Here is a 22474-nt window from a genome sequence, read left to right on the forward strand (position 1 = left end):
GATAACGGCCGGGTTCGGCTGCGGGTCGTGTAGTCGGTCACCAACCCGCTCAGTGCGACCGGTGACTCGGGTATCGGTTACAAGGTCGCGAGTAGCCGTTCAGCGCCCATGTCGACGTGATCGAAGTGATGTCGTCAGCGGTTGACTCGCAGGTCCAAAAACCGCCGCCAGTGTTAGTGCTTACTCCGCGCTGACCAATCTTTAGCTGGTTTCAATCCGCTTGCCGGTGTCATTGTCCTGTCATAGAGTTGCGTCAATATATTTCCATATTTCTGGAAGGGTGAAATGGATTCGACTCTCGCTGTTCGCCGGCTGGCCGCGCTGGCCCAGGACTCCCGCCTGGCGATCTTCCGGGCGCTCGTGGTCGCCGGTCCCACCGGTCTGGTCGCCGGCCAGATTGCCGAGCAACTGGCATTGCCGGCGGCGACGCTGTCGTTCCATTTGAAAGAGCTAAGCCAGGCCGGCTTGATTGCCGGCCGGCAGCAGGGTCGGTTTATCAGCTATTCGGTGCAAGTGATGGCGATGAATGAGCTGCTCGGTTTTCTGACCGACAACTGCTGTGGCGGTGAGCCCTGCGGGCTGGGATCGCCGGCGACGGCGGGTTGTTGCCCAACACCGGAAAAAGAGCTTGCTAGGGCAAATCAACAGGAAGGGATGGGGAGCGTGTAAAAACATGACGGTAAGAATCGGAATCAATGGCTTCGGCCGCATGGGCCGGTTGGCGCTGCGCGCCGGTTGGGGGCGTGACGACGTCCAGTTTGTTCAGATCAATGATCCGGCTGGCGATGCCGCGACCTTCGCCCATTTGCTGGAGTTCGATTCGGTGCATGGCCGCTGGCCGCATGCGGTCGCAAGCGAAAAAGATGCACTGATCATTGATGGCAAATCGCTTGCGTTTACTGGCAACAAAGCGCTCACGGATACCGATTGGTCTGGTTGCGATGTGGTGATTGAAGCCAGCGGCAAAATGAAAACCACGGCGGCGCTGCAGGGCTATCTCGACCAAGGCGTCAAGCGGGTGGTGGTGACCGCGCCGGTAAAAGAAAAAGGTGTGCTGAATGTGGTGATGGGCGTCAACGATCACTTGTTCAACCCGGCCGAGCATCGCATCGTCACTGCCGCCAGTTGCACCACCAATTGTCTGGCGCCAGTAGTCAAGGTGATCCACGAATCACTTGGCATCAAGCACGGCTCGATGACCACCATTCACTGCCTGACCAATACCCAAACCATCATCGATGCGGCGCACAAGGATTTGCGCCGCGCCCGCGCCTGTGGCGAATCATTGATTCCGACCACGACTGGCTCGGCCACTGCGATCACCGAAATTTTCCCCGAACTGAAAGGCCGTCTGAACGGTCATGCCGTGCGGGTGCCGCTGACCGTTGCGTCATTGACTGATTGCGTGTTTGAAGTCGAGCGCGCCTCCAGCGCTGCAGAAGTCAATGCGCTCTTGAAAGCTGCCGCTGACGGATCGCTGCGTGGCATTCTCGGCTATGAAGAAAAACCACTGGTATCGATTGACTACCGCACCGATCCGCGTTCGAGCATCGTCGATGCGCTGTCGACCATGGTGGTCAACGGCACCCAGGTCAAAATCTACGCCTGGTACGACAATGAATGGGGTTACGCCAATCGTGCGTTAGAGTTGGCGGTGAAAGTCGGCAAAGCGGCTTGAGGCTCTTTCCATTGTGGGTGCAGCTTTAGCTGCAACGCTTCATCTGGCGGTTGCACGCGCTGACGGATTCGCGACCAAGGCCGCTCCGACAAAAACATAACCATTCACAGAAGTGTTACATGACTGCTCTCACCAATCTGTCTGCCGACGTCCGCCAATACCTGCTGATCACCGGCAACTACTGGCTGTTCACCTTAAGCGACGGCGCGCTGCGCATGTTGGTGCTGCTGCATTTTCATCAGCTCGGCTATTCGCCGCTACAACTCGCGACGCTGTTCCTGTTTTACGAAATTTTTGGCGTTGTGACCAATCTGTTTGGCGGCTGGCTCGGTGCCCAATTCGGTTTGAACCGGACCATGCACATCGGTCTGCTGTTGCAGGTGTTCGCCTTGCTGATGCTGGCGGTGCCGACTGGCTGGCTCTCTGTGCCGCTGGTGATGGCGGCGCAGGGTTTGTCCGGCATTGCCAAAGATCTGAACAAAATGAGCGCCAAGAGCAGCATCAAGCTGCTGGTTAAACCCGACGCCCACAGCACGCTGTATCGCTGGGTGGCGTTGCTGACCGGCTCCAAGAACGCCCTGAAAGGCGCCGGATTTTTCCTCGGCGGCGTGCTGCTGACGGTGCTGGAATTTCGCGGCGCGGTGCTGGCGATGGCGGCCGTGTTGGCGGTAGCGGGCCTTGCTTGTCTGCTGCTATTGCGCAGCGATCTCGGCAAGGCAAAAACAAAACCGAAGTTCCGCGAGCTATTTTCCAAGAGCCGCGCGATCAATGTGTTGTCGGCGGCGCGCTTGTTTTTGTTTGGCGCGCGGGATGTCTGGTTTGTTGTCGCTTTGCCGGTGTATTTGAGTGCGCAGCTCGGTTGGGATTTCTGGCAGGTCGGTGGATTTCTGGCGGCCTGGGTGATCGGCTACGGAGTTGTGCAGGCTCTGGCACCGGCTGTTACCGGACGTAGCGGTCAGCGCCATGACGGCAAGGATATCTTTGGCTGGGCAGCGGTGCTGGCGCTGGTGCCGGCCGCGATCGCCGGCGCGCTGCTGCACGGCTGGCCGCCCGGCGGCGTGCTGCTGTCCGGGCTACTCATGTTCGCGGTGCTGTTCGCGATCAATTCTTCGCTGCACAGCTATCTGATTGTCAGTTATGCCAGCGCTGATGCCGTGTCCCTTGATGTTGGTTTTTACTACATGTCGAACGCGCTTGGCCGCTTGCTGGGTACGTTGCTGTCTGGCTGGCTGTTTCAGCAATTTGGGTTGCTGAGCTGTCTTGTCGTGTCGGCAGGGTTTATTGCGGTCGCGGCGCTGATCTCGCTGGCATTGCCCAAAACGCGATTGGCAACAGACAACGCGGCAGTGGAATAGCTTCAGCAAGCGCCATCAGCGCGCGTTCGCACGCTTGCTGTTCAGCAGCAAACTCAGCAGCAGCACGCTGTCGCTCTGGGCGTGCAGGCTGTGGCGAACGTTGCCGGCGAGAAAGACCCAGTCACCCGCATTCAGTTGCCGTTCTTCCTGAGCAATGTGCAAGCTCACCGCACCGGACAGGCATTGCAAGGTAAGTTCACCGGTGACCTGATGTTCTGCAATGTGCTTGCCGGCCGGCAGCAGCAATCGCGCGACTTCCAGGCTTTCGGTTTTGATCAGAGTCTGACCGTATACGCGGGTGAAGTGATCATCGTCATCGGTGAGCACGTTCAGCACGTCACCCGAGGCAAGGCGTTTGGTCGCCATCATGTCGCTCCTGTTGTTGCCAGGGCCGCTGCGACCGCTTGCCATTGCCCGGCGGTCAGTCGTTGCTCCAATAGCGGAAACAATTGCCGCTCTTCAAAATGCACATGCGCACGCAATTGTTCGCCGAGCGCGCGGCAGCTAACGCCGGTTGCCGGGTCGGTTGTGGCGGCGTCCGCACAGTTTGCCAATGCTTGGCGAAGCGCGACGTGGTCCTGCTGCAAGCGCAGGCCGTCGGCGCTTTCCTGCAGTTGCACGAGCAGCGGCAGCAACACCGATTCCTCATCGGCAAAATGCTGCAGCAGATCGCGGTGCCAGCGGCGCAAGGCGTCCTGCGCTACCGCGATGCTCGCTGGCGCGTCGGCTTGCAACAGCCGACGCGCCAGCGTCAGTGCCGGACTGTGTTCACGTGACAAACGGTGCAGGGCGGGGTGGCGTCGCATGTGGGTGACTGTCGGCGAAGTGCAAATCAGACGCCAGTCGATTCAACCGGCGCTGCGGCCAAAGTCGATCACGATCTGACCCGGCTCGCGGCTTTGGTAGTTGATCTCGACCGCATCGCCGTAGCGGCTGCGAAATTGTGCGAGCAGCGGAATCGGATCATGGTCATTGACAAAGCGCATGATTTCGCCAGCTTGCAGACTGTCGAACGCACCAAAAATGGCGGCGTGACGGAACCGTCTGGCGATGCCGCGAGCGTCAAAAACATGGGTGGTTTGGCCCAGAACGGGCAGGCTGCAATCGTGCATGAGCAACTCCGGGAACAGGGCGACCGGGTGGTCGCGACAGACACAGTTTACGCCGGAATCGCTTAAAGATGAAAAATAAATGAATCTTATAAAGAGGCGCCGTACCGAGCCCGCAAACCATGTTTGGAAATCAGGGCCCTGTGGTTGGGGCGCGTAGCGGGAGGGGGATGACTTCGGTCTGTTTCGGCTTGGCGGGTTCTGAATGCCGCCGAATGTGCCTTGCCAAGCATGGCAGCGCCGCCGACGTCCGAACCGATATTGAGCTATTGGTGCACACCAGACTGCAGCTATCTGCTTATTCGTTTGATTCCTAACGGGTTTTCAGGCAATACTGAACACTACTTGACATTTAAGACGACTGGTCATATTCTTTCCGCCATGAACGCAAGCACAGACAAAAAGCAGCACCTACTCGAATCCGGCATGGCGGTGATCTTCCGTCAGGGTTACAACGGAACGGGTGTGCAAGACATCGTGGATGCCGCAGGCGTCCCGAAGGGCTCGTTCTACAACTATTTCGACAGCAAGGAAGCCTTTGCGGTCGAGGGCCTGACCCGGCTGGCGGAGCAGTCGCAAGCCTGCGCCCGGGCGGTGCTGGCGGATGCGGCGGTAGCGCCGCTGACCCGCGTACTCAATTACTTTGACGGCGCCATGAAGTACCAGACCGAAAACGGTTTCTCGGGCGGCTGCATCATCGGCAACCTGTGTCAGGAAATGGCCGACGGCAGCGAGATGATGCGTGAGCGCATCAACGAATTGATGTGTGCCAAGGTCAAGATGATTGGCCAGTGTCTGGCCGAAGCGCAGCAGCGCGGTGAGTTTCCAGCGGATCGCAGCGCCGAGGACTCGGCCGAGTTTATCTTCTACGCTTGGGAAGGTGCGCTGATGCGAATGAAAGCCACCAAGAATGATGAGCCCCTGCAGGCGTTCTTGCGGGTGCTGAAGGGAGTTTGTCTGGTCCACTGATTGGATGCGCCCGCCTCTGGCGGCCCGCTCCTTCGGTGGAGTGGGAGCCAGGGATGATGGCGCAAAATTTTTTGCTACAACTTAAGACGACTGGTCGCATTTATGCGCTGCAGCATTGGCGCGCCACCGGTCTTGCAGAGCCCTCGGGCTCTTTTTTTGAAGACCACACAAGACGACTGGTCATCTGAATCGGATTGAATGACGTATGAAAGCCCAACTAACCGCGCTGAGCCTGTTGATTGCCAGCGCACTGACCCAACCGGCCTTGGCCAACAGCGGCGCCAGCGAGCGTTTCGCCAATGAGCCGGACAACACCGGCTGGGCGATTTACATCGACAACGATGTGCTGTCGCCGGGTAGCTCGGATCGCGATTACACCGGCGGCTTCTCGGTGACGCTGTCGGGCAAGTCTGCGCAAAACGCGCTGTTGTCGGTCGACGATTGGCGCGCCGGTCTGGATCGGTTCAGCGGCCTTGCCGACGTTTATTCCGATGCGGCGTTCAGCCGACACAGCCTGGAAATGGGCGTGACGGTGTTCACCCCGCAGGAGTTGTCGAATCGCGCGCTGCAAGTGGGTGATCGGCCGTATGCGAGCCTGCTGTATCTGGCCAACACCGCGATCAACGTGGTGCCGGAGCGCGAGGTCGCGTACCTGTCCACGCTGACCATTGGTGTGCTCGGTGCACACGCGGTAGCCAATCTGCAACAAGGGCTGCACGAAGTGCTGGGTTCGGAAGAACCGGTGGGCTGGGACAATCAAATCAGTGACGGTGGCGAGCTGACGTTTCGTTACAGCGTGGCGCGCGCCGACCGCAGTTGGGCCGGCACAATCGGCGGCACTGCCGGCGAACTGACCACGACCATGCGCGCCAGCGTCGGTTACCTGACCGAAGCGAGCATTGGTTTTGCGACCCGGTTCGGTGACATCCGGACACCGTGGTGGAGTTACAACCCGCAGATCGCCGATTACGCCGAAAAATCGGTGCCGATTGCCGCCAGCGAAGGCAGTGGCCCGGAGCAATACGTTTGGGCTGGCGTGAACATTCGGGCCCGTGCGTATAACGCGTTTTTGCAAGGCCAGTTTCGTGACAGCGACGTGACGTTTTCCCACAACGAGCTACGGCCGTTCGTGTTCGAGGCTTGGCTCGGTTACACCTTTGCAACGGCACATGGCTGGCGCTATTCGTATCTGCTGCGTGGGCAGAGCGCCGAAATTGAAGACGGGCCGGCAGATCGTTCCGTGCTCTGGGGTGGTCTCATCATCAGCCAGAGTTTTTGATGGCAATGCCTTGGTGTCTGACGCTTTGCCGTGACGTTGGCAATGGCAATGGCGCCAATATGAATCGCATTACCGATTTTCGTATCAATAACAAGCGTATTACCAGCAACCGTAACAACAAATGTAACAACAATCGTAACGACAATCGTAACAACAACTGCAGCCAGGGTGAGTCGCAATGTTCTGGCTAATGGCAACAGGCAAAGCCGGCAACGGCGGGGAGCGAAAGATGACTGAAGCAGCGAAAAAATTTCTCAGCAATGATCCGGCTGGTGAACTGTTCACCCCGATCACGGTCGGCCGTTGGCAGTTGCCGCATCGGGTGGCGATGGCGCCGATGACGCGTTCGCGCGCCGGTCAGCCGGGCAACGTGCCTACCGACATGATGACGGAATACTACCGTCAGCGCGCCGGCGCCGCTTTGATCATCACCGAAGCCACTCAAGTGTCGGCAACGGCGCAGGGTTACGCCTGGACGCCCGGCATCCATACCGCCGAGCAAGTCGAAGGCTGGAAGAAAGTCACCGACGCGGTGCATCGCGAAGGCGGCAAGATTGTCGTGCAGCTGTGGCATGTCGGCCGGATCTCGCACCGCGCCCTGCAACCGGGCAAGCAATTGCCGGTCGCACCGAGCGCGATCAAACCGGAAGGCAATGCCTTTATTGTCGACGATCAGGGCAATCCGGCGTTTGTGCCGTTTGAAACCCCGCGTGCGCTCGATCGCAACGAGATTCACGGCATTGTCGCGGATTTTGTCAATGCCGCCCGTAACGCCATTGATGCCGGTTTCGACGGTGTCGAAATCCATTCTGCCAACGGCTATTTGTTGGACCAATTTCTGAACACCGCCAGCAACCAGCGTGACGACGAATACGGCGGCACCATCGCCAACCGGGCGCGTCTGACGTTGCAAGTGGTGGATGCGGTGCTGGCGACGATCGGTGCAGACCGGGTCGGTGTACGCATCAGCCCGATGGGCCATTTCAACAGCATGGGTATGGATGATCCGGAAGCCATGTACAGCTACCTGAGTGAAGAGCTGAACAAGCGCGGTCTGGCGTATCTGCATGTCATTTCGCCGCGCTCGCAAGTGCCGGCCGATTCCGCCGACAAGGAAACCGGCAAGCAGATGCAACTGGCCGACCGCATTCTGAAAGCCATTCGCAGCCGCTACGACGGTGTGCTGATGCTGGCGGGCGGCTTTGACCGCAGCAGCGCCGAGACTTCGCTCGCCAGTGGCGAAGCTGATCTGCTGGCATTTGGCAAACCGTTCCTGGCCAATCCGGATCTGCCGAAACGCTTGCAATTGCGCGCGGCATTGAATGAGCCGAACCCGCAGACCTTTTACGGCGGAGGGGCATCCGGCTACACGGATTATCCCTTTCTCGTTGCCTAGGAGTTGGTTGCGAGCGGCGAGCTGAAGATGACTGGTTGGCGGTCAAGGCCGAGCGCTAAGCATTGACTGCTTGGCCTTGACCGCCGCGTCTTTGTCCACGCGCAGCGCGCATCGGCAAGGGGCGTTGCGAGCGCCATGTCGATGCCAGCGTCGGCGTGGGGGTAAACGGCGTTTGACCGCGCTATTTGCTTATTGTGTTTTCCCACAGCATCGGTTCGCCTTGGCGCGGGCCGGTGTTTTTTTCTTCACTGCGGTGGCAGCGCTGATGAAGCGCCGCAAGCGACTTCACCGGCGCTGTTATCGCATCACGTAAATGGTTGTCGGATGGCGACGGGTGAGGGGATATGTCGACCTGGATTTCGCAATTTGCATTGTTCTTCGCCTTGATTGCAGGTGCCGTGGTGCCGATGCAGGCCGGTGCTAATGCTGCGCTCGGTAGAAACCTTGGTCATCCGTTGTGGGCAACGCTGGTGTCGCTGACGGTCAGCGTGGTGCTCGGCATTGCGGTATTGAGCTGGCTGCGTTTGCCGATGCCGAGTGCGGTCAGTGCTATCCGGGGGCCGTTCTGGACCTGGTTTGGTGGCATTGCCGGCATCATCTATGTCAGCTCGGCAGTGGTGTTGGCGCCCAAACTCGGGCTGACCACGTTCATGGCTGCCGTGGTGACCGGTCAGGTGCTGATCTCCTTGTTGCTTGATCACTATGGTTTGCTGGGTCTGGCGGTGCGCCCCATTACTCTGTTGCGCGTACTCGCAGCAGCGCTGATTGTCAGCGGCGTGGTGCTGCTGCATTTCAGTAGTGCGCCGGCAACGCGCTGACCGGGTTGCGCGGCGCTGCCGAATCAACTGACGTGGTTGCCGGAAAACAGATTGAGTACGCTTTTCAACGCCGCTCAGGCTCGCGCGCAGCGAAATGACCTGCAAACTGGTCAGGCATTTTGCCGTACACGAGCAATCACATCACATGACATCGCAGCGCAGCGCGAAGCGTTCAGGCTGTTGGCACGGTGTCGGCTATTGCAGCGGCAGAAAAATGTCGACAATGGCTTCGTGCTCAGGCACGTCCGGGAAGAAGCGAACGCGCTGCAGAAACAATGGATAATCGCGCAGCTCTTCACCGCTTTGTGGCAACCATTCCGAATACAGAAAGCGGATGCTGGCGCCGAGCGTGTCGTCGGTGCCGGTATGGCGTAGCACGGCGCAGCGGCCGGCGGGAATGGTCTTGGCAACGATGCCGAAGTCGTTGGCCGGGATATCGCGGTCCGTAGCGGCACACAGATCGAGCCGAAACGCGGCCGGAGCGGTAGTTTCCGGGTCGTCATACAGCACATTGAACGTTGCGCTGAGCCGTGGTGGCAGTTGCTGCTGTTTGCGCCAAGCAATGAATTGCCGAATGGAATCGCCCAGCAGGCGCGGATCGCCACGGTGTTCCAGGACCGCGACACGGGTTGTTGGAAATGCGATCAGTTGTACGTGATCATAGAGATATTCCGCAGACATATGCTGGTTCCTTAGCGCGTTGACGGGCTCGTAGACGGATTGCCAAGGCGCCCATTGCGGCGCTTTCCGGAATGCGGACGGGCTTTGTCCGGTGCTGCGTTTGAACGCCCGGCTGAACGACTCCGGATTTTCGTAGCCGCTGGCCAGGGCAATGTCGGTAATCGCTGGCTGCTCACGAAAGGCCAACTGATAGGCCGCCCGTTTCAACCGGACCACTTGCACATACTGGGCAATGCTGATGCCAAACAACTCGGAAAACTGCCGATGAAAATGGAATTTTGAGAATGCAGCGACCGCAGCCAGCTGTTCAAGGTTCAGTTCCTCGTCCAGATGGCTGTCGATATGGCGCAGCACGGCATGGAATCGGGCGAGATAAGAATTGGTGTTGACCGACATTTGCGAAAGCTCCTTGGCGACCAGCAGCGTAACCCGTTCTGCTGTAGTCGTCCTGACCGTTCTTGCTGAATGGCGAGTCATGGTGCCGGGAGCGGTGCAGTCACGTTGGCATTCCAGCTCTGCCGGCGGGATCCTTTCACTCGAGCCGAGCGGGTAAACACACGGCCGGCTCTTGCTTCTGGCCATGCACTGGCAGTGAGCTATGAGGTGTGCGGTCACCGAGGTGGGCAATGACTGCGGCGCAAAAACAAAGGGCGCTGAATCAGCGCCCTTTGTTCTACTTATTTGCCAGTGGCTCGGCGTGTCGTGCCGCGCCGTTGCGATGAGGTCAGTTCCGTTTCCGACGCAGCTGGCTCATGCCCAGTATGCCGAGGCCGAGCAAGACAACACCGGCCGGCTCTGGCACCGAGACCGATTCGTTGACATGGATATTGTCGAGCGAAAAGCCGGAGGTGCGACGGAAGTCACCCGCGACGCTCTCCGAAAAGCTGATGCTGACCAGATTGGAAAAGCCCGAGCCGAGGTCGTAGAACGAGAAGTCGGAGAAAATATCGAAAAACGAACTGATGGTGGTGGCATCGGCAAAGGTGCCGACCACAACCAGCGTGCCGGTGAAATCCGGGAACATGGTTGCGCCATCAAAACCGCTCACCGAGAACAGGCTGGCGTCGTCTGCAGTCATGGTGACCGAGCCCGGGCTGCCGCCAGCGGCAACCAAACGGGCCGTGCCGTTCTGCACATACGGCGCACCGCCGCCGACGAAACTGTCTTCAAAAATGCCCCAGCCCTGAGCCGAGAAGGTAAACGTGAAGCCATCCTGATGCTGCACGACATCGCCATCATTGGTCGGGGTGTGGCCTTCAAAATCAATGAGATCGGCGCGCGCCGCACCGACTGAGGCGGCCAGAATCAGTGTTGCCAGCAACTTGTACATAGACGTAGTCCCTGTTGTGGTTGTCGGAAAAATCCAGACGCGAGCTAGCAGCAAAAGCCAGGCCATGGAGCCTATTCCGTTACCCTTCAAAGACTTGGCTCGCAGCCAGGCGCGAGTTGGTGTCCGGTTGTAAAGCACGGCGACAGCCACTGTGCAGGTGGCGCTCAACATCGGTTGAGTCCGAATGGTAACGGGCTGCTTTGCCGCAATGACCTGACCAGAACCGTCGGTGTTGACCGGCGCCCCTGCGGCGGCTTTCGGCCAGAAGCAGCCATTCAGTATCGTAGGCCCGAACCGCGCAGCGTTTCGGACGCATGGGAATTCATTCGTACGAAGCCGCTACGCGGATTCGTACCTACGCTCGCTAGATTTGATTAGGCGGCAACTCTCCCCAGCAACACGGCCATGGCGTGTAATCAAAGCTGAAGGTTTCCAAGTGTTCACGCTAAATGCTTGAGTCGAAACCGAAATTAGGTCAGATTCCAAGCCATTCAAAATCTGTTAGGAGGCGTGCCTCCTAATCATTAGTTAGGCATCTGAAGGAGGTCAACGATGTGGCTACTTCCGTGGGAGAAACTTCCGCCACTCATCCTCGGGCCTTTGATGTTGGCCGTTGGGGTCTTTGTCTTCTTAGTTCCAGAGCAACCCAATCCTGATAAGCATCGCGAGGCCTTGCTTTGGGGCGTGGCCTATGTTGTCGCTGGTGTTGCAGTTACCGGATACGGCATTTGGAAGCAGTGCAAGTCGAGAACTGATTGAAGCGGTCTTCAATGGAATACGTACCAAAGCAAAAATTAATTCGGCTGTCCCTACCTCCAGTCATAGATGCCTCGGGATGGCAGTGAAGCGGCGCCAGCTGCCTAACCCTTCCATCGAGGCGACAGCCACCGGCAGGCCGGTGGCTGCGCCTCATGTCAAACGTTAACTCATCGAATGGCCGCTTCGGGTCGATTGCCGTCAAAGGTACCGACCAGCTGACCAGCGCCAGCCGACATTGCGGTCAATGCCTTCCGATGCCTGCAGGCTGGAGTTCTGAGGCGCCGACATCTCACCGATATTTGACGGGCAGCGACCTGCCAGCTTTTTCGCAGGCAAAAAAAAAACGGGAACTGCAGGGCAGTTCCCGTGTTAGCAGTGTTGATGCTGGGGGACCAAAATACGGAGGGATGGACCACTCCAGCCACGCTAAGCAACGCTAAGGAGACAGAAGTAAAACCTCGAAACTCCAGCTGGCATGCTCGGGGGGGGAACATGACAACTGAAACCCAGGGCTTTCAATTTCGTAACGAAACCAAACCCTGTTTCAACCGACGTTTCGAAAACCGGTCGAAGCTGGCAATCAGTCCGCTTGCGGGCTGACCACTGGCATCCGGGTCACCATGGCAACGCTGGTGTCGTCGATGCTGCTGTCGGACAGCATCAAGGACATTTGTTGCTTCAGCGCGGCCGGGTTAAGGGCGGCGTTGATGGCGTCCCGGTTGATTTCCTTGGCCGCACGGATCGCATTGCTGCGGATACCGGCCGACCATTCGCGGACCACCTGCGCCTTGTTCGGCAGATTCGCATCAACCGACTGGGCGTTGGCGGCACTGGCCGCGACCATAAGCAGCGAGCACAAAGCAATTTTTGCAGACTGATTCATAAACTTTCCCCTGCGTGTTCATTCCATCGAACGCCGGATTCGAAGCAGTGAATGACCACTGACCTCGGCGGGGTGGCGACGGGCTTGCCCTGGAGTGCAAACCGGCCCCGCCAGCGATGTTGCGATGCAGCAACATCGCTGACGGGGCGCATTCTGGGCATTTGCTGACCAAGCAGCAAACGATCATTTATAATGCCAGCCATTATATTTTCTAATGCATGATTATCCCGATGAGCCGAAGATTACCCCCCCTGACCAGCCTGCGCGCCTTCGAGGCGGCGGCCCGTAACCTAAGTTTCACAAGGGCTGCCGAGGACCTACATGTGACGCAGGCCGCAATTTCGCACCAAGTGAAAGCATTAGAAGATTTCTTGGATGTGAAATTGTTTACACGCAGAAGCCGCGAACTGCTCTTGACAGAGGAGGGCCAGATGTATTGGCCCCAAATCCGCGACCTGTTCGAGCGGCTGGCTGATGCCACCGAGAAAGTCCGGGCCAAGGCCCGCAAGGCGGCCGGGCCACTGTCGGTGTCGGTGGTGCCGACCTTTGCGGTGCAGTGGCTGGTGCCGCGGCTCAGCGCGTTCAACAGCGAGTTTCCGGATATCGACGTACGGCTGAAGGCGTCTGATGACGAGGTCGACTTTCTGGCCGACAACGTTGACATCGCCATCTACTTCGGCGACGGCAAATGGCCGGATCAGGCAGTCGATTTGCTGCTGGAGGAGTCGTTGTTTCCGGTCTGCTCACCGGCGTTGCTGAAAGGCCGCAAGCCGCTGAAGACGCCGCAGGATTTGGCCCAGCACGTGCTGCTGCATGATGGCAGCCACGAAGCCTGGCGCAGCTGGCTTGAATACGCCGGCGTCGGCAATGTCAAATGGCAGAACGGTCCGGTGTTCTCGCATACCGCGATGGTCTTGCAGGCGGCAGCGCACGGTCAGGGCGTGGCGATTGGTCACTCGGTGCTGGCGCAAACGGATCTGCGCAGCGGCCGTCTGGTGCGTCCGTTCGAACAACGATTGTTATTGGACGAAGGTTATTTTTTGGTTTGCCCGCCGGGCGCGGCCGAGCGGCCAAAAGTCGCGGCCTTCCGGCAGTGGCTGCTGGCCACCATTCATCAGGAGCAAGCCGAAGCGGAAGCGGCACTGCAACCGGTGCCGGCCTCAGCGCCGCTGAGCTGAATCAGAGCACCGCCTGACGGCGATTTGCTGGCGGGCTCAGAACCGGAGTGTGTAGCGAAGCGCGGCGCTGGCCTCGTCCGGCCCGCCGGGCACCAAGCGGCTGGGAACCTGATCCTGGACATCGGCGTGCTGTTGATCATCGGCGAGCAGGTTGCCGAGACCGAATGCCAACTGCCAGTGCGGTTGTTCGTATTGGTAGTGCAGTGCGAGCAGTGACACGACATCGGCCGCTGCGCGTGCGCCGATGTAACGCAGCGAGCCGCCGAGCAAGTGATTGTTGCGGCGATATTGCCCGCCCAGACTGAATTGATATTTTGGGGTCAGCAGAGCAAAACCGTCGTCATCGGAGTTGCCTTCGCGTTGCCAGCTGGCGCTGCCATACCATTGCCAGCGTGCTTGCCGCCAACGCCATTCGGCTTCGACTCCGTTGCGGGTGAAGGGGGCGACATTGACGAAGGTGATCGTGGTGCTGTTCGGGATTAACTGGCGCCGGATGGCGTCGTCGATATCCAGATGATAACCGGTCAGCGTCAGCGATTGCGGACCCTGTTGCCAGCTCCAGGCCAGTTCCAGATTCTTGATCCGTTCCGCGCGCAGATCCGGATTGCCGCGAATGGCATTGGGCGGAATGGCGACGTTCAATTGCAGGAACGTCGGCGCGTTGTAGCCTTCGGAATACACCAGTCGCCAGTTTTGTTCGGTCGACACATTCCAGCCGATCGAAAAGCGGGGCAGCCACTCGGCGTCGAATTGATCGCTGTCGACGCGGCGCGCACCGAGCACGGTGCGCCAGTCGCCAAAGCGGGCATCCCACTGGCCGTAACCGGCCAGCTCGGTGGTTTTATCGGCCGGCATTTGAATGGCGGCGAGGCTGCCGGTGCTGCGATTGAACAATTGGTATTCGTCGCTGCGTCGTTGCTCGCGGACGATGCCGGCTTGCAAATACTGTTCGGGGCCAACGGTCCATTGCCAGCGGGCGCCGAGCCGGGTCCGCGTATTCCCTTCACCATCATCTGCAAAGGTTTGCAGGCCGTCGGTGACGCCGGCAAACAAATTGTCAGTCGGAATGCGCAGCGTGTATTGGGTGCCGTCGGCAAACAGCTGCAAGCGGTGCGCGTCGCCGAGATCAAACCGGTAATCGGTGCTGAGTTGTTGGCCTTGGTATTCCAGCGTCGAGCGGTTCAACAAGCTGGCGGCCGCCGCCAGACCTTCACTGTCACTTTCAAAGCCATGCCAGTGCACATTCAGTTCGTGATAGCGATAGCGAAAGAACGCCGACTGCTGCTCTTTGTGTCGCGGTACGGCGCCATCGCGCGGGGTGTCTTGCGGGAAGCTGCCCGGCAGCGGCCGGTTGGTAAATTCGCCGTCGTAATCCGGGCCATTGCTACTGGCCACCGCCAAGGTCAGATCGCTGTCATCGGTTAGCGAATAGTGCTGATAACTTTCACCGCGCCAGCTGTGCTGGCTGCCGCCGGTCAATTCGGCGTCGCGTTTGTCATCGCGCCGGGTGACCACGTTGATGACGCCAGCGGTGGCATTGGTGCCGTAAATGACGCCACCGGGACCGCGAATGACCTCGATGTGCGAAATCAGGCTCAGCGGAATGGCGGGCAGCGGAATGTCGCCGTGAGTCGGTTGCCAGTAGGGCACGCCGTCAAGCAGAAACAGCACTTTCTGATTAAAGCCTTCAACCAGCCCGCGCATCATCACCGCTTCGGTGCCGATGGCGGTGTCCTGAACAATGACGCCCGGCAAAATCGACAACCATTCGGCCAGCGTCTGCAAACCGTATTGGCGCGCTTCACTGGCATCGAGTCGTGACACCAGCACCGGTGTTTCGCGCAGGGTTTCGCCGCGGGCGCTGGCCACCGTGACGTGAATGTTGCTCAGCGCTTCCAGATCCAATGCGAACAAATCGGCTTCGTCGGCCAGCTTGGTTTTTTGCTCGGCAACGCTATCGGTAGTGCGATCCGTTTCATCAATGGCTGCACGATCGGCAGCAGTCGCGACGCCAGCCAGCAGCGTCAGCAGTGCCATTGTCAGCACACTGATCCGATGCGGACGGATTGTTCTGGCCGGCAGCCTCGTGTGTCGCACCTGCCCCCCAGCGTACGGTAAGCGAACATGCAGGGAGTATAGACAAGCGCTCGCACCCGGCCGGCGGCGTGGGCTAATCGGGAGGGGCGTGAGTGGGGATGGAGCAAGACAAGACGGTAACAATTGGGGCCGATCTCCGGCCTGTTGCAGCGGCGCCCGCCAATTATTCTGCGCCGGTCACGCCAGGGTGCTGATCGCACCACGGCTCCCCGACACGGACGTTGCGCCGGCAAGGCGCTTCGCCCGGGTCGGGGTTTTTGGCCTTCAGCGGCTCAGGCCAAAGAAATCGACGATGGTCCGGGTCGCTTCGACTACCCGGATAATTTGCCCGTCGACATGCACGGTAATCGTGCCGGCCGGGCCTGCAGGCAACTGGGCGATCAAGGCCGGCGGCAAGACCTCGGCGACGGCAAAGATATCCGGCGGGACCTTGCTGCCGATTTTCAATTTCTTCTGCCAGCCCGGCGGTAAGCGGCCCTGTTCAGCCTGCTTTTGCAGGCCGGGTGGCAGGGCTTTGTCGCTGTGTTTGTTGCCGTCCTTTTTGCCCTTGCTGCTTTCGTGGTACTGGGCATATACCTCGGCATCGTGCTGGCGGGCGGCGTAGTGACTCAGAATGGCATTGCGCTCGCGCTCGCTGAACAGCGTGCTCGCCGGTTTGCCGGCGGTTGCATGACTGGCCGCAGCTTTGCCGCCGTTGGCGACAGCGTCGACTGCGTTGTTGGCAGCGTGGCTGCTGGTGCCGAAGGACAGCAGCAAGACACCAAACAGCGACGCCAGCAACGGTTGGGCGAATGCTCGGCGAGCGGTGGTGGTGGCGGTACGAGGCAGGTATCGGTGCATGAGGCAGGCTCCTGTGACAGCGGAATGGACGCAGTGTAGGCCTTTACCTTGCTTCGCTGCTGTGGCGACCGGCACAATGCCGGCTCAAATCCCGGCCAGGTGCAGAAGACCGATGGTGCAAGCAAGGAGCTGGCGCAGCTGCTGGTTGGCATTCGCCTTGTGGTTGCCGGCACTGGCGCTGGCCGACACCCTGGCCCAGGTTGCGTTGCCGCCGTTGCCGCAACCGCTCAGCAATAACGCGGTGGCCCAGCTGTCAATTGCCGGTCGGCCACGGCTATACAGCTTTCTTGGCATCGGCGCGGCCCGCAATGCTGCCGCCATCAGCCGCAGTGCCTACGAGTTTGATCCGGACACCAATCGCTGGCACCTGATGCCGGCGGTGCTCGGCAGCGGCCGGCTGGCCAGCAGCGCGATTGGTCTCGGCCGTTCGATTTTCCTGTTCGGCGGCTATACCGTCTCGTCGGCGGGCGCCGAAGTCACCACCCCGGATCTGTTCCGCTTTGATCCGCTGCAGCAAACCTATGAACCGCTGGCACCGATGCCGATCCCGGTCGACGACAGCGTGGCGCTGGCCTGGCAGGACCGCTACATCTTGCTGGTGTCCGGCTGGAACAATGTCGACAACACCGATCAGGTGCAGTGGTTCGATACGGTTCGTGAACAGTGGCTGCCCGCCAAGACCTTCCCCGGTACCGCCGTATTCGGTCACGCCGGCGGCATTCTCGACAACGAACTGGTGATCTGCGGTGGTGTTTATGTTGCCGGCAGCCGCAATGGCAAACGCGATTACACGCTGTCCGACGCCTGCTGGTACGGCAAGCTCGATGAAAAGCAAATTGGCAGCATCAGCTGGAAGCAACTGGCGACAATGCCCGGCCCCGGTCGCTATCGTGCCGCTGCCATGGGTACCCGCCTGCGCGGTCGCCACATTGTTTTCGTTGGCGGCACCGATACGCCTTACAACTTCGATGGCATCGGTTACAACGGCCGCACGGCCGAACCGCTCGACACCGTGGTGGCGTACAACCTGAATGCCCGGCGCTGGGAAGAATGGGGCCGGTTGCCGACGGCCGGCATGGATTTTCGCGGCTTGCTGGAACTCAATGGTGGTCTGGTCACGGTCGGTGGCATGGAAAAAGGCCCGAAAGTGACACCGGTGGTGCGCCGGTTTGTGCCACCGTCGCGCCGGCACTGAGTGCAGGCAACTGACTCTGTACGCTGCGAGCATCGATTGAAACTACCGGCTGACTGAAAAACCAGCAGTCGGCGCCAGCGCAGTATCGGTAAGGCTTGGCCACGGCTTTGCGCGCACCGTACACACAGTTGTCCACAGCTGATGTGGACAGTGCACAAGGCTGACAATGTTCACGCATTGGCCAAGGTAAATGCGGAGCAATGACAACACGCCGCGGCGCGGCGATGAACAGGGATTGACCAGACATTCGCGTCCGGCCGACGACAACAAGGAATGCAAGCAGCATGTCAGACGTACTGACAACCCAGGAAACCGAAATCGAATGTGCCGATGGCACCCGTTTGCGCGCCTCGGAATGGCATCCGGCGCACAGCAACGGCTGCGTGGTGCAAATCAATTCGGCGCTCGCGGTGCCGCGTCGCTACTACGCCAAGTTCGCCCACTTTTTGGCTGAGCAGGGTTTCGCTGTCGTCACCTACGATTATCGCGGAACCGGTGACAGCTTGCGCGGCCACCATCGTGACAGCAAAGCCACCTTTCGCCAGCTTGGCGAATGCGACATGGCCGCCGCCACTCGCTATGTCCAGCAAAAATTTCCGGGCCAGCGCCATGTGGTCATCGGTCATTCGGCTGGCGCGGCACTGTACGGCTTGGCGCCGAATTGCGCTGAGGTTGATGCCTTGCTCGCCGTGGCGGCGCCGTCGGCCTTTCAGGGCAACTACCGTTATCCGCATCGCTTCCTGATCAGCTTGTTTTTCAACATCTGCATTCCCGTCGCGACACCGGCGTTCGGCTATTTTCCGGGCCAGTATTTTGGTATCGGCCCGTTGCCACGTGATATCGCCCTGCAATGGCAGCGTTGGTCCAAGCATCAGGACTATGTCGTCGAAGCCGATGGCACGCCACTGCGCGAGCACTATCACCAGTTCCGCTCACCGGTGCGTTTTCTGCACATTGCCGACGACAAATTGTATGGCCCGCTGAAGTCGGTGCAGTCGGTCGCCAGTTTCTATGCCAATGCGCCGCGCCAGATCGTGACCGTAGCGCCGCGCGATGTCGGCATGCGCAAGATTGGCCATTTCGGGTTCTTTCGCAGCACGATGCCGCAGCGGGTCTGGCAATCGGCCGCGCGCTGGTTGCTGGATCCGCAAACGCCCTGAGCCGGGCTGCGATAAGGCTTGCGGTTCACTACCAGGCAGTTCACGGCAATGGAGGCCAGAATGTATACCCTTTACGAGATGGCGCTCAGCGGCAACTGCTACAAGTGTCGGCTGGCCTTGCAGCAACTCGGCATTCCTTACGAGCGGGTGGCGGTGGATGTCAGCGGCGGCGAGCAATACCGTGCGCCGTTCCGGCAAATGAATCTGAACAGCAAGGTACCGGTGCTAAAAATCAGTGAGACCGAGGCGTTGCCGGAATCCAATGCCATCCTGTTTTTTCTGGCCGAACGCAGCCGGCTGATGCCGCAGGCGTCGCTGGCGCGGGCTCAGGTGATGCAGTGGCTGTTCTTCGAGCAATACAGTCACGAGCCCTACATCGCGACAGTCCGGTTCTGGAAAAAATTCACCGCCAATCCGGACGCCTATCGCGCCGACATCGCGCGCTGCATGCCGAAAGGTGAAAAAGCCTTGGCCGTGATGAACGAGCATCTTGGTCAGCACATTTTCTTTGTTGACAATCAATACAGCATTGCCGATATCGCGCTCTATGCTTATACCCATGTTGCCGAGGAAGGTGGCTACCAGCTGAGCCGCTATCCGGCCGTGCAGGCGTGGCTGCGTCGGGTGGAACAGACCCCGGGGTTTGTGCCGATTACGGCGTAGTTGGTTCTGAACACGCGGGCGCCACGTTTCTTGAGCCCGCCATTTGTGCTCGGCTTGTTCGCGTCAGTTGAATTCCTTTTTCACGTTGAGGTACCGCCGCCGTGTTCCGCACCGTCATCAAAACACTGCAACTGCTGAACTCCGAAACCGGGCCCTGGCAGCTGGCGTTCGGCGCCAGCTTTGGCTTGATTCTCGGGCTGACGCCGCTGCTGAATCTGCACAATCTGCTGGTGTTGCTGCTGATCTGTCTGCTGCGGGTCAACATCAGTTTTGTGCTGCTGTTCATGGGCCTGTCGGCCGGTTTTGCCTATCTGTTTGACAACCAGTTTCATCAGCTTGGCTATCAGCTGCTGAATAGTCCGACGCTGCTGCCATTGTGGACCGACTGGTACAACGATGCGCTGCTGCGCTGGAGCCGGTTCAACAACACCGTTGTGCTTGGCAGTCTGGTGGCATCGCTGCTGCTGTTCTTCCCGGTTGCCATCGTCGTCCGCTTTGCCATCAGCCAGTATCGGCAACGGTGGCAGAAAAAACTGGAGCAGACCCGGTTCATGCAGCTGCTGAAAGCATCGCGCTGGACCGAAGCATTTACCAAGCTGGGGGAATGAGTGATGAGCCACATTCGTCATGACGCCGACCAGCCGGCACCAGCTGCACCAGTTACCGGCCAAACGGAACCGGAAAAAAAACCGGCACCGAAGAAAACCGTCGGAAAAATTTTCCGTTGGCAGGGGGCGCTGGTGTTTTTGCTGGTGCTCGGGCTATTGGTGGGGCTGTACTGGCTGTTTGCCGATTGGCTGATCAAACGCAGCATCGAACAGATTGGCAGCAGCTTCGTTGGCGCCAAAGTGGAGCTGGACAAAGCCGAACTGAAATTGCTGGACGGCACGCTGAGTCTGCAGCACCTGCAAATCACCAATGCCCGCGCCCCGATGCGGAATCTGATCGAGCTCGGCGAAATCGAAGCGGCCATCGACGTCCATCAGCTGTTCTGGCAGCGCATCCATCTGAGCAATGTCGCGGTGAAAAATATTCGCTTTGATACTGCAAGGCAAAGCAGTGGTGCCATTGCCGGATCGGAGCCGTCCGGGGTGATGAAACTGTTGCCGGACATGGCCCAGCTGGATTGGTCCCAGCTGTCGAGCAAAGAAGGTGGCGCCGCATTGCTGCAATCGCTGGATCTGGAATCCCTGAAGTCGGTGGAGAAATTGCGCAGCGATCTGGACGCGGCCAAAGCCAGGTTTGAGCAGCGCCGCGCCGCGCTGCCGGATCAGTCCCGGCTGGACAGTTACCAGGCGCGAGCCAAGGCACTGAAAATTGATCGCGATGCCAGCCGCACCGAACAGGCGCTGGCGCTGATCAAAAGTGCCAAAGAGATCGAGGCGCTGCGCAAGGACATCAAGCGCGATATCGAGGCGGTGAAAGCGCTGCGCGATGACGTCAAGCAAAGTCGCGACAACCTGAAAGCGCAGTACGAGGCGGTCAAGGCCGCACCGAAGAAAGACATGGACAAAGCGCTCAGTCAGCTAACGGTCAATGTGCCGGGCACTGACAAGCTGGTGTCCAATCTGCTCGGGCCGGAATTGGAGGCGCGTTTGAATCAGGGCGCCGGTTTCTATGAGACCGCCGCACCGTGGATTAACAAGGCCCGTGTGCTGGCGGGCCAAAATCCGGATGCACCGCCGGCACCGGCGCGTTTTGCCGGAGTCACTGTGCATTTCCCGGAACGGGATCCGCAACCGGATTTCTGGCTGAAAAAAGCCGCACTCGACGGCGCGCTGGATGTGCTCGGCTGGCAGGGCAGTTTTGCTGGCCAGCTGACTGACGTTAGCGATGCGCCGGCGATGCTGGCCGAACCCACCCGGCTTCAGCTCGATGGCAAGGGCAATGCCGGCGGCACGCTGGCGCTGACCGCGGCACTCGATCGCCGCACCGCGATCGCCGTCGCCGATGCCGCACTGAAAGTGGATGCGCTGCGCTTTCAGCCGCAGGTGTTGAGCAGCCAGTCGGCCTTGCAGCTGGCTGCCGAACAGGGTTTGCTGGCCGGGGAATTGACCGTGCATCAGCAGCCGGAACAATTGCGGCTGGAGACCCAACTGCGGTTTTCGGCGCTGCAATTGAAAGTCGCCAGCGACAATGACAACGCCATTGTTCAGGCCATCCTGAAAGAGCTGGCGCAAACCGATGCCATGCAGCTGTCGCTTTTGTATGAACAGAGCGCGGCCGGGACCCGTCAGGAACTGCACAGTTCGCTGGACGAGATCGTCAAGAATGCGGTCCGCAAGGTGCTGGCCGCCGAGCTGGACAAGAAGAAGGACGAGTTGCGCGCCAAGGCCGAAGAAAAGGTCAGGGCCGAGCTCGGCAAACTCGATGCTGCATGGCAGCAATTGTTGGCGCTGGACGGCCCGCTGGCCGAGCAGCTCAAGCAACTCGAAGGCGTGTTGCCGAAGAAATAGCGGCCCGCGCCCGGTCTGCTGGCAAAAATACCGGATGGCGGTTTCGGAAAAAGCCAGCCGCAGCCAGCATGCTAAACTGCCGCTCCGTGTTCCCCTGTGAGCCTGACCGGAGCGGCCATGCCGTCTTTTGATGTGGTGTCGGAAATCGACCGGCACGAATTGACCAACGCCATCGACCAAGCCAAACGCGAGCTGGAAACCCGGTTCGATTTTCGCGGCACTGCCGCCGCCATCGAACCCAAGGAGCTGGTAATCAAGCTGATTGCCGATTCCGAATTTCAGCTGCAGCAGCTCGGCGAAATCGTCACCCAAAAGCTGACCAAACGCGGCATCAGCCTTGGCAGCGTCGAATTCTCCGATCCGGAACCGTCCGGCAAGATCGTCCAGCGGAACCTAACCCTCAAAGAAGGTATCGAACAGGCGCTGGCCAAAAAACTGAGCGGCCTGATCAAGGACGCCAAGCTCAAGGTCCAGACCCAGATCAACGGCGACAAGCTGCGCGTCACTGGCAAGAAGCGCGACGATCTGCAGGAAGTGATTGCGCTGCTGCGCAGTTCGGACATTGAACAGCCTTTGCAGTACAACAATTTTCGCGACTAGTCTGTTGTCATTGGTGACTATCGGAGTG

General features: G+C 59.5%; 23 protein-coding genes. 15 read left to right on the forward strand and 8 right to left on the reverse strand.

Annotated elements, in window-relative coordinates:
- Nucleotides 1-285: 285 nt before the first annotated feature.
- From HPT27_RS15755 to arsJ, 3 genes are all read left to right on the forward strand, one after another.
- Complete coding sequence (locus tag HPT27_RS15755) at nucleotides 286-669, forward strand: ArsR/SmtB family transcription factor (protein ID WP_172245564.1); 384 nt, start codon at nucleotides 286-288, stop codon at nucleotides 667-669.
- Nucleotides 670-673: 4 nt separating this feature from the next.
- Nucleotides 674-1678 carry an ArsJ-associated glyceraldehyde-3-phosphate dehydrogenase gene (locus HPT27_RS15760; protein ID WP_172245566.1) on the forward strand — a complete coding sequence of 335 codons (1005 nt, stop codon included), beginning with the start codon at nucleotides 674-676 and terminating at the stop codon, nucleotides 1676-1678.
- Between the two features lie 119 nt (nucleotides 1679-1797).
- Nucleotides 1798-3033, forward strand: coding sequence for an organoarsenical effux MFS transporter ArsJ (arsJ, locus tag HPT27_RS15765; protein ID WP_172245568.1), 1236 nt, complete (start codon nucleotides 1798-1800; stop codon nucleotides 3031-3033).
- Between the two features lie 15 nt (nucleotides 3034-3048).
- On the opposite strand, the gene HPT27_RS15770 is transcribed toward arsJ, so the two are convergent.
- The 3 genes from HPT27_RS15770 to HPT27_RS15780 are packed head-to-tail and all read right to left on the reverse strand — an operon-like array spanning nucleotide 3049 to nucleotide 4145.
- The gene (locus HPT27_RS15770) at nucleotides 3049-3402 is read right to left on the reverse strand and encodes a cupin domain-containing protein (protein ID WP_172245570.1); all 354 of its coding nucleotides are present in this window, start codon (nucleotides 3400-3402) and stop codon (nucleotides 3049-3051) included.
- The gene (locus tag HPT27_RS15775) at nucleotides 3399-3839 is read right to left on the reverse strand and encodes a hemerythrin domain-containing protein (protein ID WP_172245572.1); all 441 of its coding nucleotides are present in this window, start codon (nucleotides 3837-3839) and stop codon (nucleotides 3399-3401) included. Before HPT27_RS15775 ends, HPT27_RS15770 begins: the two co-directional genes overlap by 4 nt.
- Nucleotides 3840-3881: 42 nt before the next feature.
- On the reverse strand, nucleotides 3882-4145 hold the full coding sequence (locus tag HPT27_RS15780) for a DUF2249 domain-containing protein (protein ID WP_172245574.1): 264 nt from the start codon (nucleotides 4143-4145) through the stop codon (nucleotides 3882-3884).
- A 228-nt stretch (nucleotides 4146-4373) separates the two neighbouring features.
- On the opposite strand from HPT27_RS15780, the gene HPT27_RS15785 reads away from it, so the two are divergent.
- The 4 genes from HPT27_RS15785 to HPT27_RS15800 all read left to right on the forward strand — a co-directional run bounded on the left by HPT27_RS15785 (nucleotide 4374) and on the right by HPT27_RS15800 (nucleotide 8604).
- Nucleotides 4374-5111, forward strand: coding sequence for a TetR/AcrR family transcriptional regulator (locus HPT27_RS15785; RefSeq protein WP_172245575.1), 738 nt, complete (start codon nucleotides 4374-4376; stop codon nucleotides 5109-5111).
- Between the two features lie 205 nt (nucleotides 5112-5316).
- The gene (locus HPT27_RS15790) at nucleotides 5317-6390 is read left to right on the forward strand and encodes a lipid A deacylase LpxR family protein (protein WP_172245577.1); all 1074 of its coding nucleotides are present in this window, start codon (nucleotides 5317-5319) and stop codon (nucleotides 6388-6390) included.
- A 229-nt stretch (nucleotides 6391-6619) separates the two neighbouring features.
- On the forward strand, nucleotides 6620-7786 hold the full coding sequence (locus tag HPT27_RS15795) for an alkene reductase (protein ID WP_172245579.1): 1167 nt from the start codon (nucleotides 6620-6622) through the stop codon (nucleotides 7784-7786).
- 344 nt (nucleotides 7787-8130) lie between these two features.
- A complete protein-coding gene (locus HPT27_RS15800; RefSeq protein ID WP_172245580.1) occupies nucleotides 8131-8604 on the forward strand; it encodes a DMT family transporter in 474 nt (157 codons plus the stop codon).
- A 195-nt stretch (nucleotides 8605-8799) separates the two neighbouring features.
- Here HPT27_RS15800 and HPT27_RS15805 read toward each other — a convergent pair whose 3' ends face one another.
- On the reverse strand, nucleotides 8800-9681 hold the full coding sequence (locus HPT27_RS15805; protein WP_172245581.1) for an AraC family transcriptional regulator: 882 nt from the start codon (nucleotides 9679-9681) through the stop codon (nucleotides 8800-8802).
- 328 nt (nucleotides 9682-10009) lie between these two features.
- On the reverse strand, nucleotides 10010-10615 hold the full coding sequence (locus HPT27_RS15810) for a PEP-CTERM sorting domain-containing protein (protein ID WP_172245582.1): 606 nt from the start codon (nucleotides 10613-10615) through the stop codon (nucleotides 10010-10012).
- Nucleotides 10616-11167: 552 nt separating this feature from the next.
- Between HPT27_RS15810 and HPT27_RS15815 the strand changes: the two genes are divergently transcribed.
- Complete coding sequence (locus HPT27_RS15815) at nucleotides 11168-11374, forward strand: hypothetical protein (RefSeq protein WP_172245583.1); 207 nt, start codon at nucleotides 11168-11170, stop codon at nucleotides 11372-11374.
- A 580-nt stretch (nucleotides 11375-11954) separates the two neighbouring features.
- Here the strand turns inward: HPT27_RS15815 and HPT27_RS15820 are convergent.
- The gene (locus HPT27_RS15820; protein ID WP_172245584.1) at nucleotides 11955-12257 is read right to left on the reverse strand and encodes a hypothetical protein; all 303 of its coding nucleotides are present in this window, start codon (nucleotides 12255-12257) and stop codon (nucleotides 11955-11957) included.
- A 230-nt stretch (nucleotides 12258-12487) separates the two neighbouring features.
- Here HPT27_RS15820 and HPT27_RS15825 point away from each other — a divergent pair, with 230 nt between their 5' ends.
- Nucleotides 12488-13435 carry a transcriptional regulator GcvA gene (locus tag HPT27_RS15825; RefSeq protein ID WP_172245585.1) on the forward strand — a complete coding sequence of 316 codons (948 nt, stop codon included), beginning with the start codon at nucleotides 12488-12490 and terminating at the stop codon, nucleotides 13433-13435.
- 36 nt (nucleotides 13436-13471) lie between these two features.
- Here HPT27_RS15825 and HPT27_RS15830 read toward each other — a convergent pair whose 3' ends face one another.
- Nucleotides 13472-15472, reverse strand: a complete 2001-nt coding sequence (locus HPT27_RS15830) for a TonB-dependent receptor plug domain-containing protein (protein WP_172245586.1) — start codon at nucleotides 15470-15472, stop codon at nucleotides 13472-13474.
- Nucleotides 15473-15796: 324 nt separating this feature from the next.
- A complete protein-coding gene (locus tag HPT27_RS15835; protein WP_172245587.1) occupies nucleotides 15797-16372 on the reverse strand; it encodes a hypothetical protein in 576 nt (191 codons plus the stop codon).
- 112 nt (nucleotides 16373-16484) lie between these two features.
- On the opposite strand from HPT27_RS15835, the gene HPT27_RS15840 reads away from it, so the two are divergent.
- The 6 genes from HPT27_RS15840 to HPT27_RS15865 all read left to right on the forward strand — a co-directional run bounded on the left by HPT27_RS15840 (nucleotide 16485) and on the right by HPT27_RS15865 (nucleotide 22446).
- Entirely contained in the window at nucleotides 16485-17567 is a 1083-nt protein-coding gene (locus HPT27_RS15840) for a Kelch repeat-containing protein (protein ID WP_172245589.1), read from the forward strand.
- 284 nt (nucleotides 17568-17851) lie between these two features.
- Entirely contained in the window at nucleotides 17852-18727 is an 876-nt protein-coding gene (locus HPT27_RS15845; protein ID WP_172245591.1) for an alpha/beta hydrolase family protein, read from the forward strand.
- Nucleotides 18728-18787: 60 nt separating this feature from the next.
- Entirely contained in the window at nucleotides 18788-19390 is a 603-nt protein-coding gene (locus HPT27_RS15850) for a glutathione S-transferase family protein (protein WP_172245593.1), read from the forward strand.
- A 101-nt stretch (nucleotides 19391-19491) separates the two neighbouring features.
- Nucleotides 19492-19998 (forward strand): TIGR03546 family protein, encoded by a 507-nt coding sequence (locus tag HPT27_RS15855; RefSeq protein WP_172245595.1) that lies wholly within the window; start codon nucleotides 19492-19494, stop codon nucleotides 19996-19998.
- Between the two features lie 3 nt (nucleotides 19999-20001).
- The gene (locus HPT27_RS15860) at nucleotides 20002-21846 is read left to right on the forward strand and encodes a TIGR03545 family protein (protein WP_172245597.1); all 1845 of its coding nucleotides are present in this window, start codon (nucleotides 20002-20004) and stop codon (nucleotides 21844-21846) included.
- A gap of 117 nt (nucleotides 21847-21963) precedes the next feature.
- Nucleotides 21964-22446, forward strand: coding sequence for a YajQ family cyclic di-GMP-binding protein (locus HPT27_RS15865; protein ID WP_172245599.1), 483 nt, complete (start codon nucleotides 21964-21966; stop codon nucleotides 22444-22446).
- The last annotated feature ends 28 nt before the right edge of the window (nucleotides 22447-22474 follow it).

Source organism: Permianibacter fluminis (assembly GCF_013179735.1).
Classification (GTDB): domain Bacteria; phylum Pseudomonadota; class Gammaproteobacteria; order Enterobacterales; family Permianibacteraceae; genus Permianibacter; species Permianibacter fluminis.

What these genes read in the sequence shown, in the direction of transcription:
- HPT27_RS15755 (WP_172245564.1), top strand. Translation starts at nt 286, where the DNA reads ATGGATTCGACTCTCGCTGTTCGCCGGCTGGCCGCGCTGGCCCAGGAC.
- HPT27_RS15760 (WP_172245566.1), top strand. Translation starts at nt 674, where the DNA reads ATGACGGTAAGAATCGGAATCAATGGCTTCGGCCGCATGGGCCGGTTG.
- arsJ (WP_172245568.1), top strand. Translation starts at nt 1,798, where the DNA reads ATGACTGCTCTCACCAATCTGTCTGCCGACGTCCGCCAATACCTGCTG.
- HPT27_RS15770 (WP_172245570.1), bottom strand. Translation starts at nt 3,402, where the DNA reads ATGATGGCGACCAAACGCCTTGCCTCGGGTGACGTGCTGAACGTGCTC.
- HPT27_RS15775 (WP_172245572.1), bottom strand. Translation starts at nt 3,839, where the DNA reads ATGCGACGCCACCCCGCCCTGCACCGTTTGTCACGTGAACACAGTCCG.
- HPT27_RS15780 (WP_172245574.1), bottom strand. Translation starts at nt 4,145, where the DNA reads ATGCACGATTGCAGCCTGCCCGTTCTGGGCCAAACCACCCATGTTTTT.
- HPT27_RS15785 (WP_172245575.1), top strand. Translation starts at nt 4,374, where the DNA reads ATGGCAGCGCCGCCGACGTCCGAACCGATATTGAGCTATTGGTGCACA.
- HPT27_RS15790 (WP_172245577.1), top strand. Translation starts at nt 5,317, where the DNA reads ATGAAAGCCCAACTAACCGCGCTGAGCCTGTTGATTGCCAGCGCACTG.
- HPT27_RS15795 (WP_172245579.1), top strand. Translation starts at nt 6,620, where the DNA reads ATGACTGAAGCAGCGAAAAAATTTCTCAGCAATGATCCGGCTGGTGAA.
- HPT27_RS15800 (WP_172245580.1), top strand. Translation starts at nt 8,131, where the DNA reads ATGTCGACCTGGATTTCGCAATTTGCATTGTTCTTCGCCTTGATTGCA.
- HPT27_RS15805 (WP_172245581.1), bottom strand. Translation starts at nt 9,681, where the DNA reads ATGTCGGTCAACACCAATTCTTATCTCGCCCGATTCCATGCCGTGCTG.
- HPT27_RS15810 (WP_172245582.1), bottom strand. Translation starts at nt 10,615, where the DNA reads ATGTACAAGTTGCTGGCAACACTGATTCTGGCCGCCTCAGTCGGTGCG.
- HPT27_RS15815 (WP_172245583.1), top strand. Translation starts at nt 11,168, where the DNA reads ATGTGGCTACTTCCGTGGGAGAAACTTCCGCCACTCATCCTCGGGCCT.
- HPT27_RS15820 (WP_172245584.1), bottom strand. Translation starts at nt 12,257, where the DNA reads ATGAATCAGTCTGCAAAAATTGCTTTGTGCTCGCTGCTTATGGTCGCG.
- HPT27_RS15825 (WP_172245585.1), top strand. Translation starts at nt 12,488, where the DNA reads ATGAGCCGAAGATTACCCCCCCTGACCAGCCTGCGCGCCTTCGAGGCG.
- HPT27_RS15830 (WP_172245586.1), bottom strand. Translation starts at nt 15,472, where the DNA reads ATGGCACTGCTGACGCTGCTGGCTGGCGTCGCGACTGCTGCCGATCGT.
- HPT27_RS15835 (WP_172245587.1), bottom strand. Translation starts at nt 16,372, where the DNA reads ATGCACCGATACCTGCCTCGTACCGCCACCACCACCGCTCGCCGAGCA.
- HPT27_RS15840 (WP_172245589.1), top strand. Translation starts at nt 16,485, where the DNA reads ATGGTGCAAGCAAGGAGCTGGCGCAGCTGCTGGTTGGCATTCGCCTTG.
- HPT27_RS15845 (WP_172245591.1), top strand. Translation starts at nt 17,852, where the DNA reads ATGTCAGACGTACTGACAACCCAGGAAACCGAAATCGAATGTGCCGAT.
- HPT27_RS15850 (WP_172245593.1), top strand. Translation starts at nt 18,788, where the DNA reads ATGTATACCCTTTACGAGATGGCGCTCAGCGGCAACTGCTACAAGTGT.
- HPT27_RS15860 (WP_172245597.1), top strand. Translation starts at nt 20,002, where the DNA reads ATGAGCCACATTCGTCATGACGCCGACCAGCCGGCACCAGCTGCACCA.
- HPT27_RS15865 (WP_172245599.1), top strand. Translation starts at nt 21,964, where the DNA reads ATGCCGTCTTTTGATGTGGTGTCGGAAATCGACCGGCACGAATTGACC.